12 protein-coding genes are annotated in these 12,108 nt (G+C 61.8%); 9 read left to right on the top strand and 3 right to left on the bottom strand.

Translation table 11 applies throughout. The features are described 5' to 3' along the window. Positions 1-12: 12 nt before the first annotated feature. Together CLU92_RS20590 and CLU92_RS20585 are read right to left on the bottom strand one after the other, a co-directional pair. Positions 13-732 (bottom strand): hypothetical protein, encoded by a 720-nt coding sequence (locus CLU92_RS20590; protein ID WP_101483404.1) that lies wholly within the window; start codon positions 730-732, stop codon positions 13-15. Continuing rightward, entirely contained in the window at positions 719-1,417 is a 699-nt protein-coding gene (locus CLU92_RS20585; protein WP_101483403.1) for a Crp/Fnr family transcriptional regulator, read from the bottom strand. The genes CLU92_RS20590 and CLU92_RS20585 overlap by 14 nt, the downstream gene beginning before the upstream one ends. A gap of 179 nt (positions 1,418-1,596) precedes the next feature. On the opposite strand from CLU92_RS20585, the gene CLU92_RS20580 reads away from it, so the two are divergent. From CLU92_RS20580 to CLU92_RS20540, 9 genes are all read left to right on the top strand, one after another. After that, positions 1,597-3,528: an AMP-binding protein gene (locus CLU92_RS20580; protein WP_101483402.1), complete on the top strand. Its 1,932-nt coding sequence runs from the start codon at positions 1,597-1,599 to the stop codon at positions 3,526-3,528. 14 nt (positions 3,529-3,542) lie between these two features. After that, positions 3,543-4,358 (top strand): ABC transporter ATP-binding protein, encoded by an 816-nt coding sequence (locus CLU92_RS20575; RefSeq protein ID WP_029496076.1) that lies wholly within the window; start codon positions 3,543-3,545, stop codon positions 4,356-4,358. 23 nt (positions 4,359-4,381) lie between these two features. Beyond that, positions 4,382-5,278 (top strand): branched-chain amino acid ABC transporter permease, encoded by an 897-nt coding sequence (locus CLU92_RS20570; protein WP_198521486.1) that lies wholly within the window; start codon positions 4,382-4,384, stop codon positions 5,276-5,278. 63 nt (positions 5,279-5,341) lie between these two features. Next, the gene (locus CLU92_RS20565; RefSeq protein WP_034752817.1) at positions 5,342-6,400 is read left to right on the top strand and encodes a branched-chain amino acid ABC transporter permease; all 1,059 of its coding nucleotides are present in this window, start codon (positions 5,342-5,344) and stop codon (positions 6,398-6,400) included. A 65-nt stretch (positions 6,401-6,465) separates the two neighbouring features. Then, entirely contained in the window at positions 6,466-7,785 is a 1,320-nt protein-coding gene (locus CLU92_RS20560; RefSeq protein ID WP_101483401.1) for an ABC transporter substrate-binding protein, read from the top strand. Between the two features lie 124 nt (positions 7,786-7,909). Beyond that, the gene (locus CLU92_RS20555; protein ID WP_071079964.1) at positions 7,910-8,746 is read left to right on the top strand and encodes an ABC transporter ATP-binding protein; all 837 of its coding nucleotides are present in this window, start codon (positions 7,910-7,912) and stop codon (positions 8,744-8,746) included. Positions 8,747-8,762: 16 nt separating this feature from the next. Further along, positions 8,763-9,122, top strand: a complete 360-nt coding sequence (locus tag CLU92_RS20550) for an MmcQ/YjbR family DNA-binding protein (protein ID WP_101483400.1) — start codon at positions 8,763-8,765, stop codon at positions 9,120-9,122. After that, positions 9,119-10,375 carry a phenylacetate--CoA ligase family protein gene (locus CLU92_RS20545; protein ID WP_101483399.1) on the top strand — a complete coding sequence of 419 codons (1,257 nt, stop codon included), beginning with the start codon at positions 9,119-9,121 and terminating at the stop codon, positions 10,373-10,375. Before CLU92_RS20550 ends, CLU92_RS20545 begins: the two co-directional genes overlap by 4 nt. A 63-nt stretch (positions 10,376-10,438) precedes the next feature. Continuing rightward, positions 10,439-11,020, top strand: a complete 582-nt coding sequence (locus CLU92_RS20540) for a hypoxanthine-guanine phosphoribosyltransferase (RefSeq protein ID WP_035823544.1) — start codon at positions 10,439-10,441, stop codon at positions 11,018-11,020. A 104-nt stretch (positions 11,021-11,124) separates the two neighbouring features. Here the strand turns inward: CLU92_RS20540 and CLU92_RS20535 are convergent, their stop codons facing one another. Continuing rightward, a complete protein-coding gene (locus tag CLU92_RS20535) occupies positions 11,125-12,078 on the bottom strand; it encodes a nitronate monooxygenase family protein (RefSeq protein WP_101483398.1) in 954 nt (317 codons plus the stop codon). Positions 12,079-12,108 lie beyond the last annotated feature (30 nt).

The following is a 12,108-nucleotide window of genomic DNA, read 5'->3' as shown; positions in this document are numbered from 1 at the left end:
GCTGGGAAGCGCCTATGATACCCCGATTAGCCCGGGTAAGGCACTGCGCACCCGCAACGCCTTTTCAGCCGGTTTCAGGTTGCGTTCGAGTTTTTTCCTGATGCCCGCGTGGCGCACCTGCTCCAGCGCTGTGCGCAGGGCTTGCAAACTGGCCTGCGTCGGGATGGTTTCCACGCCATGACCCAGGGCCATGGCCAGCGACTGCGACGGCGCGCTTTTGGCCGTGCCGGGCGCCACGCACACCTGCGGCAGCAAGGTGGCGATGACGGGTGCGAACCAGCCTTCGTCGCGGTAGGCAGCCACCCGCGCGGCGCGCGCCAGCACGCCGGAATCGGCCGTAGCGAAGGCCGCATCGGCCACATACGGCAGCTGGCCGGCATGGATGGCCGCGATGTGCGCAACCGCTTCTTCCAGGATGGCGCGCGAAAAATCCGCATACGCCGCGTCGTCGGCCAGTACCTGCGCGGGATCCGTGGCGCCGATGTCGTCGCGGCTCCAGTGAACACTGTGCGGTGAGCTGGCAAGCGCCAGCAAGGAGGCGTCGCGCAACTGCGGCAGCAAGGCCAGTTCGCTCAGGGTAATCGGCATGGGCAGCAGGGCATGGCGTGCCTGCATCGCCGCATCCAGCCGCGCCAGCGCCTTTGCGCCGGCCAGGCGCGCCTGCAGGAACGATTGATAGTGCTGTTCCGTCAGGTGCCGCACGTCGTCGAGCGAGACCTCATTCGCCATCATCGGCCTCGTAGCGGCGCAAGCCTTCCAGGTCCAGCACGCGGATGCCGCCATAATCGAGGCGCAGCAAGCCTTTCTTTTCCAGCACCTGCAAGGCCTGGTTGGCGCGCTGGCGCGAGGACCCCGACAACAGGCCAATCTCTTCCTGCGACAACTGCACCAGCGTATCGACGCCAGGGTACAGGTGCGAGTTGAACATCGAGGCCAGGCAGCGCGCCACGCGCGTGTTCAGGTCAAGCAAGCGCTCGTTTTCCACCATGCCGATGAACTGGCCCAGGCGCTCGTTCAGCTGCATCAACAGGAAACGCGTGAATGGCAGACTCGTTTCCAGTAGCCAGTGGAAAGTGGCGCTGGGCAGGCGCGCCACGCGCGTGTCGCGCAGGGCCATGGTGTCGTATTTGCGGATTTCATTCTTCAGCAATGAACCTTCGCCAAACCAGCTGCCGGGCGGCACGCCGATGAAGGTCATGGCCTTGCCGGAGGCGGAAAAATTATTCATCTTGACCATGCCGCTGATGACGCCGATCCAGTTATCCACCGGCTCGCCCTTGCGGCAGACAAAACCGCCTTTCGGCACGAAGGTTTCAAACACATCCGCCTCGACCCGGGCCATTTGCACGCGATCGAGCAGCTGCGCCCAGTTGGCCGCGCGCACGGCATCCTTCAAACTGATATCAGGGTAGGTCATTGTGCGATGCACCATCGAAAAGTGGGTAAATGTCCCCGAAAAGACAACTTGGCAAACTAACGCAAGCTACTATCATTGCACAAACGCCTTACACATAAAAACACAGAGCGCCATCCAACGAGATGGAGCCTGAGACAAGCAACAGGGAGACACTGGTGCAAACGACTACCACAGCAACGATGCCGACTTTTCCGCGGCGCTTATTGCAACACGGGACAGTACGATCCGACAAGCCCGCATTTCGCGAAAAACATCTGGGTATCTGGCAAACCTGGACCTGGCTGGAGGTTAACGACGAGGTGCGCGCCCTGGCCTGCGGCCTGGCTGCCATCGGCTTCCGGCGCGGCATGAACCTGGCCATCATCGGCGACAACCGTCCCCGCCTGTACTGGGCCATGCTGGCCGCGCAAAGCCTGGGCGGAGTGCCCGTGCCCCTGTACCAGGACGCGCCGGCCGCCGACATGGCCTACGTACTGCAGGACGCGGAAATCCGCTACGCCATCGTCGAAGACCAGGAGCAGGTCGACAAGCTGCTCGAACTGAAAGCGCTGTACCCGCACATTGCCCACATCGCCTACGACGATGAACGGGGCATGCGCCATTACCGCCAGCCGGAGCTGACCTCCTTTGCCGCCCTGCAGGTGCTCGGCAGGGCCTACGACCGCGAACATCCCGGCTTCTATGAGGCCCAGGTGGAAGCCGGCGCTGGCCACGATTCGGCCGTCATCCTGTACACCTCGGGCACGACGGGCAAGCCGAAGGGCGTATGCCAGAGCCATACAGCGCTGCTGGCCGCCGGCGAAGGCGGCGTGGCCTTCGACAAGCTCACAGATGACGAAGACATCCTGTCCTACCTGCCCATGGCGTGGGTGGGCGACTGCCTGTTTTCGCTGGCGCAAGCCATGGTTGCCGGCTTCACCGTCAACTGCCCCGAATCGGGCGACACGGTGATGATCGACATGCGCGAAATCGGCCCCACCTGCTACTTTGCCCCGCCGCGCGTGTTTGAGAACATGCTCACCAGCGTGATGATACGCATGGAAGACGCCAGCAGCATCAAGCGACACATGTTCAGCCATTTCATGGACGTGGCCAAGCGCTGCGGCGCGCAGATTTTGGATGGCAAGCCCGTGTCGCTGGCGGACCGCCTCAACTACAAGCTGGGCGAACTGCTGGTCTACGGCCCCCTGAAAAACGTGCTGGGACTGTCGCGCGTGCGCGTCGCCTATACGGCCGGCGCCGCCATCGGCCCCGACCTGTTCCGCTTCTACCGTTCCATCGGCGTCAATCTCAAGCAGTTGTACGGTTCCACCGAAACCTGCGCCTATGTGTGTCTGCAGCCGGATGGCAATATCAAGTTCGACAGCGTGGGCTTGCCAGCACCGGGCGTGGAAGTCAAACTGGCGGCCAATGGCGAAGTGCTGGTGAAGTCGCCGGCCACCATGAGCGGCTACTTCAAGCGTCCCGACGCCACTGCCGAAGTGATCGATGCCGACGGCTACTTCCATACGGGAGACGCTGGCGTGTTTGATAGCGAAGGCCACCTGAAAATCATCGACCGCGCGGCCGACGTCGGCAAGCTGACGTGCGGCGCCATCTTCGCGCCCAACTATATCGAAAACAAGCTCAAGTTTTTCCCCTTCATCAAAGAAGTGGTGGCCTTCGGCCATGCGCGCGACCAGGTGTGCGCCTTCATCAACATCGACATCGAAGCGGTGGGCAACTGGTCCGAGCGGCGCGGCATCGCGTATGCCGGCTACACCGATCTGGCGGCGCGCGCCGAAACCTACGGCTTGATCCGCGACTGCATCGAGCAAGTCAACGCGGAACTGGCGGCCGACCCCTTGATGGACCGCACGCAGGTGCACCGCTTCCTGGTGCTGCACAAGGAACTCGACCCGGACGACGACGAACTGACGCGCACGCGCAAGGTGCGCCGCAAATTCATCGCCGAAAAGTACGCGGTGCTCATTTCCGCCCTGTATGAAGGCAAGGCAACGCAATACATCGAGACCCAGGTGAAATTCGAGGACGGCCGCACCGGTTCGACCAGCGCCGACCTGCAGATCTGGGACAGCAAAACGTATCGGCCCCAGGGCCTGGCCGCATGATGGAGCACAGCACGATGCAAATGAACGAACCCGACGCCCATTTCGGCACGGCCCGCAAGACGGGGCCCGTGATCCTCGACCTGAAGAACATCTCGCTGTCGTTTGGCGGCGTGAAAGCGCTGACCGACATCTCGTTTGACGTGAAACAGCATGAAATCCGCGCCATCATCGGCCCGAACGGCGCCGGCAAGAGCTCGATGCTGAACGTGATCAACGGCGTGTACCGCCCGCAGCAGGGCGAGATCATTTACCGGGGCGAGCACCGGCGCGGCATGGATTGCTACGCGGCCGCCAAGTCCGGCATCGCGCGCACCTTCCAGAACATCGCCCTGTTCAAGGGCATGACGGTGCTCGATAACATCATGACGGGGCGCAACCTGAAGATGAAGTCGAATTTCCTCTTGCAAGCCCTGTACTGGGGTCCGGCGCGGCGCGAGGAAATCGAGCACCGCAAAAAGGCCGAGGAGATCATCGACTTCCTGGAAATCCAGGCCATCCGCAAGACGCCCGTGGGGCGCCTGCCCTATGGCTTGCAAAAGCGGGTGGAACTGGGCCGCGCGCTGGTGGCCGAACCGGAAATTCTGCTGCTGGATGAACCGATGGCCGGCATGAACGTGGAAGAAAAGCAGGACATGTGCCGCTTCATCCTCGACGTCAACGACCAGCTGGGCACGACCATCGTACTGATCGAGCACGACATGGGCGTGGTGATGGATATCTCTGACCGCGTGGTGGTGCTCGACTACGGCAAGAAGATCGGCGACGGCACGCCCGACGAGGTGCGCAGCAACCAGGATGTCATCAACGCCTATCTCGGCGTGGCCCACTAAGACGCATTGGACACCGTATGAATATCAATTTTTTCTTTGAAGTGCTGATCGGCGGCCTGCTGTCGGGCGTCATGTACGCGCTGGTGGCGATTGGGTTTGTCCTGATCTACAAGGCCTCGGGCGTGTTCAATTTTGCGCAGGGAGCGATGGTATTTTTCGCCGCCCTCACCTGCGTCGGCATCATGGACAAGTTCGGCCTGTCGCTATGGCTGGCCATCCCGCTGACGATGCTCACCATGATCGTGTTGGGCATGGCGATTGAAAGGGTGGTCTTGCGGCCCCTCGTCAACCAGCCGGAAATCACGCTGTTCATGGCCACCATCGGCCTGACCTTTTTCATCGAAGGCCTGGCGCAGCTGATGTGGGGTTCGCAAGTGCACAAGCTGGACTTGCCCATCGAAGACGTGCCAATGCAGTTCCTGATGGACCGCTTCGACATCAACATTTCGCAGTTCGACCTGATGGCGGCCGGCATTTGCGCACTGCTGGTGATCTGCCTGGCCCTGCTGTTTTCGAAAACCAAGGTGGGCCGCGCCCTGCGCGCCGTCGCCGACGACCACCAGGCGGCACTGGCGGTCGGCATCCCGCTGCAGCGCATCTGGGCCGTGGTGTGGGGCGTGGCGGGCCTGGTGGCCATGGTGGCAGGCTTGCTGTGGGGCGCGCGCAACGGCGTGCAGTTCGCCCTCACCTTCATCGCCTTGAAAGCGCTGCCGGTGCTGATCCTCGGCGGCTTTACCTCGGTGCCGGGCGCCATCGTCGGTGGCCTGATCATCGGCGCATCGGAAAAGCTGGCCGAAGTCTACCTGGGCCCCATGGTGGGCGGCGGCATCGAAGGCTGGTTCCCGTATGTGCTGGCCCTGCTGTTCCTGCTGGTGCGCCCGGAAGGCCTGTTTGGCGAGAAGATCATCCGGCGCATCTGACGCCGCACCGCCGCACCATGCACACGACGCACAACGCTACCGCTCCATCGCAAAGGACTCGCCATGATTTACCGTGAAGCAGGACAATTCAAGACCAGCTACCAGGCTGACAACCAGATTTTCCCGATCCGCCAGGACCGCCTGGCGCTGACGGCCACGCTGCTTGTCGCCGTCTTCCTCCTGCCGTATTTTGCCTCGCCCTACATGTTGTCGGCGATCCTGATTCCCTTCCTGATCTTCGCGCTGGCGGCACTGGGCCTGAACATCCTGACCGGCTACGCAGGCCAGTTGTCGCTGGGCACGGCCGCCTTCATGGCCGTGGGGGCATTTGCCTCGTATAACTTCATGGCCCGCCTGCCTGGATTACCACTTCTGGTGTCGTTCATCCTGGGCGGCCTGTGCGCGGCCATGGTGGGCATCGCCTTCGGCCTGCCCTCCCTGCGCATCCGCGGCTTTTATCTGGCCGCCTCCACGCTGGCGACGCAGTTTTTCGTCGTCTGGTGCCTGACCAAGATCCCGTACCTGACCAACTACAGCTCCTCGGGTGTGATCACGGTACAGAAAATGACCATCCTCGGCTACCAGTTCGATACGCCGCAAAGCAAATACCTGCTGGTACTGGCTATCGTGGCCGGCATGGCGTTGCTGGCCAAGAACATGATCCGTTCGAACGTGGGCCGCTCGTGGATGGCCGTACGCGACATGGACATGGCCGCCGAGGTGATCGGTTTTCGCCTGATGCGCACCAAGCTGCTGGCTTTCGCCGTCAGCTCGTTTTACTGCGGCGTGGCGGGCGCCCTGTATGCGTATGCCTACCTGGGCACGGTGGAACCGGAAGCGTACAACCTGGATCTGTCCTTCCGCATCCTGTTCATGATCATCATCGGCGGCGTCGGCTCCATTCTCGGCTCCTTCCTGGGCGCGGCTTTCATCGTACTGCTGCCCGTCTTCCTGAACACCATCGCGCATGGTCTGGCACTGCCGACCAGCGTGGCCTCGAACCTGGAACTGATGGTGTTCGGCGCGCTGATCATCTTCTTCCTGATCGTCGAACCGCACGGCCTGGCCAGGCTGTGGCAGATCGCGAAGGAGAAATTGCGCCTCTGGCCTTTCCCGCACTAAGAATTTGTACCTTGCAGTCTGATGTCGGTTGACTTGAAATCAAATAAAACAAGAGGAGACACACAATGAAACACATCAAATCGCTCATGCTGGCCGCCGCCATCGCCAGTGCAGCACTCACCATGGCCGGCAGCGCGCAGGCGCAGGACAAGGAACAGTACATCGCCCTGCCGTCCTACCGCGTAGGTCCTTACGCGGCCGGCGGTTCCGGTTTCTACGGCGGCATCATCGATTACTTCAACCTGGTCAACCAGGCCGGCGGCGTCAATGGCGTCAAGATCAGCTGGGAAGAATGCGAAACCGAATACAACCCTTCGCGCGGCGTCGAATGCTATGAACGCCTGAAAACCAAGCAGGGCGGCGCCACTTTGGTCGAAACCCTCTCCACAGGCGTCGCCTACGGCATTCTGGACCGCGTGGCGCAAGACAAGATCCCCATGACGATGATCGGCTACGGCCGCTCGGACGCCGCCAACGGCAAGGTCTTCCCCTACGTCTATCCGCTGATCTCCAGCTACTGGAGCCAGGCCGCTGCCATGATCAAATACCTGGGCGACAAGGATGGCGGCATGGACAAGCTGAAAGGGAAAAAAATCGTCCACCTGTACCACGATTCGGCCTTTGGCAAGGAGCCGCTGCCTGTGCTCGAAGCCCTGTCGAAACAGTACGGCTTCGAGCTGGTGAAAATTCCCGTCGCGCCGCCAGGCAGCGAACAGCAATCGCAATGGCTGCAAATCCGCCAGGCCAAGCCGGACCACGTGATCCTGTGGGGCTGGGGCGTGATGAACTCCGTTGCCATCAAGACGGCGCAGCGCAACGGCTTCCCGCGCGACAAGATGCTGGGCGTCTGGTGGGCCGGCTCCGAGGAAGACACGATTCCATCGGGTGACGCGGCCAAGGGCTACACGGCGATGACATTCAATACGCCAGGCAACTACCCCGTGCTCGACGACATCCGCAAAAAACTCTACGCGTCCGGCAAGGGCAACCTGTCCGACCAGTCGCGCATCGGCTCCGTCTACCACATGCGCGGCGTGACGGCCGGCATTCTGTGGGTGGAAGCGATCCGCGTGGCGCAGGAAAAATTCGGCAAGGGCAAGCCGGTCACGGGCGAGCAAATGCGCTGGGGCCTGGAAAACCTGAATGTTGACGACGCGCGCCAGAAGGCCGTCGGCGCGCTGGGCATGTTCCCCACCGTGAAGACCAGCTGCGACGATCATGAAGGTTCGGGCGCCGTGAAGGTGCAGCAGTGGGATGGCAAGAAATGGACTGCCATCACGCCAAAGTGGATCGTCGGCGACAAGGCCCTGGTGCGCAAGCTGGTCGATGAATCGTCAGGCAAGTATGCCGAAGAGAAGAAGATCACGCCGGCGTGCATGAAGTAAGCGGCTTTCGGGGTGGTGTCGGATTACGGCCTGCGGCCTGATCCGACCTACGCCGCATCCACGTAGGTCGGATTAGCGTAGCGTAATCCGACAAGCACCAACATCACATGAAAACGAAGCAGCCATGACACCCACTGCCACGCAAACACCAGACACCCCACCGCCCTACCTGTCGGTGAACAATATCGAAGTCATCTACGACCACGTGATCCTGGTCCTGAAGGGCGTGTCACTGCAAGTGCCGCAAGGCAAGATCGTGGCGCTCCTGGGCGCCAACGGCGCCGGCAAGTCGACCACCCTGAAAACCATCTCGACCCTGCTGCGCGGCGAACGCGGCGACGTCACCAAGGGCGAGGTCCAGTTCAAGGGCGAACGCGTGGATCAATTGACGCCGAATGAACTGGTCAAGCGGGGCCTGTCGCAAGTGATGGAAGGACGCCACTGTTTCGGCCACCTGACCATCGAGGAAAACCTCTTGACGGGCGCCTACACGCGCAGCCTGTCGCGCGGCGAGCTGAAAGACGCGCTGGAGAAGGTGTACCACTATTTCCCGCGCCTGAAAACACGGCGCAGCAGCCAGGCCGGTTATACCTCGGGCGGCGAGCAGCAGATGTGCGCCATTGGCCGTGCCCTGATGGCCAAGCCGTCGATGATTTTATTGGACGAACCCTCGATGGGCATCGCGCCCCAGATCGTCGAAGAGATATTCGGCATCGTCAAGGACCTGAACCACAAGGAAAACGTGTCGTTCCTGCTGGCCGAGCAGAACACCAACGTGGCGCTGCGCTACGCCGACTTCGGCTACATCCTGGAAAACGGACGGGTCGTGATGGAGGGACAAGCCCAGGAACTGGCCAGCAACGAAGACGTCAAGGAATTTTATCTGGGCGTCTCCAGCGCCGGACGCAAGAGCTTCCGCGACATGAAGTTCTACCGCCGCCGCAAGCGCTGGCTGGCCTGACACGGGAGCGGCCGTCATGGACCTGGAACGAGCGAAGCAGGTGTGCCGCGCCTTTCCCGGCGCGACAGAAGACATCAAATGGACGAACGTGCTGGCGTTTTCCGTCGGTGGCCGACTGTTCGCGCTGTGCGGCGCAGAAGCACACAGCACGCGCGGCATGAGCTTCAAGGTCGATGCGGAACGCTTCCTGGAATTGACGGACCGCCCCGGCATCCGCCCGGCGCCGTACCTGGCGCGGGCCAAGTGGGTGCATATCGCCAGCCCCGACGCACTCGACGACGGGGAAATGGCGGCCCTGCTGCAGCGCTCATACAGCCTGATTTTTACGGGGCTGACGAAAAAAATGCAACGTGACATTGGAGAATCAGCAACATGACCGATACGCTCGACAGTCTGGAAGCACGCGCCCCCGAAGCGCGCGAACGCGAATTGATGGCCGGCCTGCCGCAGCTTATCGCGCGCGCGCAAAAGGCGCCGGGCTGGGCCCGCATCCTCGATGGCGTCAACGCGGCCGACATCACCAGCCGTACCGCATTGGCGCAACTGCCCGTCACGCGCAAGTCCGACCTCAAGCAGTTGCAGCAAGATGCCTTGCCGTTCGGCGGCTTGAATACGACGCCGAAGAACGCCCTGGCACGCGTGTTTGTCTCGCCCGGTCCCATCTTTGATCCGGAAGGCTCAGGCCCGGACTGGTGGCGCTTCGCGCGGCCCATGTATGCGGCCGGCGTGCGCGCCGGCGGCCTGCTGCAGAACTGTTTTTCGTATCATTTCACACCAGCCGCCTTTATGGTCGAAGGGGGCGCCGCACGCATCGGCTGTACCGTCATCCCGGCCGGCATCGGCCAGACGGAAATGCAGGTGCAGGCGATGGTCGACTTGAAGCCAGACACCTACATCGGCACGCCGTCATTCCTGAAACTGATCATCGAAAAGGCGCGCGAGATGGGCGCCGACATCAGCAGTGTCACCAAGGCCCTGATGGGAGCGGAAGCCTTGCCCGAATCCTTGCGCAGCTGGTTTGCCGAGAACGGCGTGCCGCACGTGTTCCAGACCTATGCCTCGGCCGATATCGGCAGCATCGCCTATGAAACGGCCAGCAATGGCAAGCTCAATCCGGGCATGGTCGTTGACGAAAACGTGCTGCTTGAAATCGTCCATCCGGGCAGCGGCATTCCCGTCGGGCCGGGTGAAGTGGGTGAAGTCGTCGTCACCGTCTTCAATGCCGACTATCCGCTGATCCGCTTCGCCACGGGCGATCTGTCGGCCGTGCTGATGGACGCGCCGGATTCGCCGTGCGGGCGCACGAATACGCGCATCAAAGGCTGGATGGGACGCGCCGACCAGACCACCAAGGTGCGCGCCATGTTCGTGCATCCGTCGCAGGTGCATGAAATCGCGCGCCGCCATCCGCAAATCAGAAAAGCGCGGCTGGTGGTGTCTGGCCGCATGGCCAACGACGAGATGGCTTTGCATTGCGAAGTCGACGATCCGCTTGACGCCAGCGGCGTGGAAGCCATCATCGGCTCGATCCGCGAACTGACCAAGCTTCGCGGCGATGTGGTGCTGGTGGCCGTGGGCAGCCTGGCGCAGGATGGCAAGGTCATTGACGACATGCGCGATTACAAATAAGGCCAATTTGCGGGATAATACCGGCATTGACCATCAGCCCCATTCATCGCCATGCAAGAGTCCATGCAAGAATTTCATCACAACCGTGCCCGTGACCTGATCAAGAACGCGGAATTGCTGTTCGACCAAGATACCGTGCAGGCGTCGATCACGCGCATGGCCGATGTACTCAACACGCGCTTCAACGCGGAGGATTCCAAGGAATTCCCTCTGGTGCTGGGCGTGATGGGCGGCGCCGTCGTCTTCACGGGCAACCTGCTGCCGCAACTGAGCTTCCCGCTCGAATTCGACTACATCCATGTGAGCCGCTACGGCGACGACGACAAGGGTGGCGAAGTGGTGTGGAAAGTCATCCCCCGTTCGAACGTGGCGGGCCGCACCGTCATCGTGCTCGACGATATTCTCGACGAAGGCGAAACCCTGGCGCACGTCAAGCAGCGTTTGCTGGACATGGGCGCCTCGGAAGTCATCCTGGCCGTGTTTGCAGACAAAGCCATCGGGAAGAAAAAGCCCGTGCAGGCGGACATCGTCGGCCTGGTGATCCCGAACCGCTTCGTCGTCGGCTTCGGCATGGATGCATACGGCTACTGGCGCAACCTGCCAGGCCTGTGGGCCATCAAGCCCGAGGATTTGAAGCAGGAGTGATTAATGGTGGTTGTCGGATGACGCTGCGCTAATCCGACCTACCAGTGCCTGGTGGCGTAGGTCGGATTAGGCCAAAGGCCGTAATCCGACAACTACCACCAGCGTTACAGCTTCAGCCGCGCGCGCGCCGCATCGTATTCGGCCTTCAGGCGCGCCACCATCTCTTCTACGCTAGGCACGTCATCCATCAAGCCCACGCCTTGGCCCGCGCCCCAGATGTCGCGCCAGGCCTTGGCGCTGCCGGAGCCAAAATTCATCGAACTCTTGTCCGCTTCGGGCAAGGCTTCCGGATCGAGTCCGGCCGCGACAATCGATTTTTTCAGATAATTCCCGTGCACGCCCGTAAACAGGTTCGTGTAGACGATATCCGATGCGGCGGATTCAACGATGGCGTCGCGGTAACCGTCGCTCACGTTCGATTCCTTGGTCGCCAGCCAGCGCGAGCCGATGTAGGCAAAATCAGCACCCATGGCTTGTGCGGCCAGCACGGCGTCGCCCGTGGCAATGGAGCCCGACAGCGCCAGCGGACCGTCAAAGAATTTGCGCACTTCGCCCACCAGCGCGAACGGCGACAGGGTGCCCGCATGGCCGCCAGCGCCGCTGGCCACCAGTATCAAGCCGTCGACACCCGCCTCCAGCGCCTTTTTCGCATGGCGGATCGAGATCACATCGTGCAGCACGATGCCGCCATAGCTGTGGATGGCGTCGAGCATTTCCTTGGGCGGCGCGCGCAGCGAGGAAATGATGATGGGTATCCGGTGTTTCACGCACACTTCCACGTCATGCGCCAGGCGGTCGTTCGACTGGTGCACGATCTGGTTGACGGCGATCGGTCCCACTTTTTTATCCGGATTGGCGGCCTGGAAGGCGGCCAGTTCGGCTTGCAAATCCGTGAGCCAGGTGTCGAGCAATTCGGCGGGACGCGCGTTCAGCGCAGGAAAGGAACCGACGATGCCGGCCTTGCACTGCGCCGCGACGAGGGCCGGGCCGCTGGCGATGAACATCGGCGAAGCGATAACGGGTAAGGAGAGGTTTTGCAACGCAACAGGCAATGCCATGGCGGACTCGCTGGAAAGTTGATCGGGATG

The sequence above is a fragment of the Janthinobacterium sp. 61 genome, from assembly GCF_002846335.1.
Classification (GTDB): Bacteria; Pseudomonadota; Gammaproteobacteria; order Burkholderiales; family Burkholderiaceae_D; genus Janthinobacterium.
The sequence above is the reverse complement of the archived record's forward strand: the minus strand, read 5'-3'. Positions and strand labels throughout refer to the sequence as shown.

Coding starts and splice junctions, on each gene's coding strand:
- CLU92_RS20555 (WP_071079964.1), top strand. CDS start 7,910: ATGACACCCACTGCCACGCAAACACCAGACACCCCACCGCCCTACCTG.
- CLU92_RS20575 (WP_029496076.1), top strand. CDS start 3,543: ATGCAAATGAACGAACCCGACGCCCATTTCGGCACGGCCCGCAAGACG.
- CLU92_RS20545 (WP_101483399.1), top strand. CDS start 9,119: ATGACCGATACGCTCGACAGTCTGGAAGCACGCGCCCCCGAAGCGCGC.
- CLU92_RS20585 (WP_101483403.1), bottom strand. CDS start 1,417: ATGACCTACCCTGATATCAGTTTGAAGGATGCCGTGCGCGCGGCCAAC.
- CLU92_RS20535 (WP_101483398.1), bottom strand. CDS start 12,078: ATGGCATTGCCTGTTGCGTTGCAAAACCTCTCCTTACCCGTTATCGCT.
- CLU92_RS20540 (WP_035823544.1), top strand. CDS start 10,439: ATGCAAGAATTTCATCACAACCGTGCCCGTGACCTGATCAAGAACGCG.
- CLU92_RS20580 (WP_101483402.1), top strand. CDS start 1,597: ATGCCGACTTTTCCGCGGCGCTTATTGCAACACGGGACAGTACGATCC.
- CLU92_RS20565 (WP_034752817.1), top strand. CDS start 5,342: ATGATTTACCGTGAAGCAGGACAATTCAAGACCAGCTACCAGGCTGAC.
- CLU92_RS20550 (WP_101483400.1), top strand. CDS start 8,763: ATGGACCTGGAACGAGCGAAGCAGGTGTGCCGCGCCTTTCCCGGCGCG.
- CLU92_RS20560 (WP_101483401.1), top strand. CDS start 6,466: ATGAAACACATCAAATCGCTCATGCTGGCCGCCGCCATCGCCAGTGCA.
- CLU92_RS20590 (WP_101483404.1), bottom strand. CDS start 732: ATGATGGCGAATGAGGTCTCGCTCGACGACGTGCGGCACCTGACGGAA.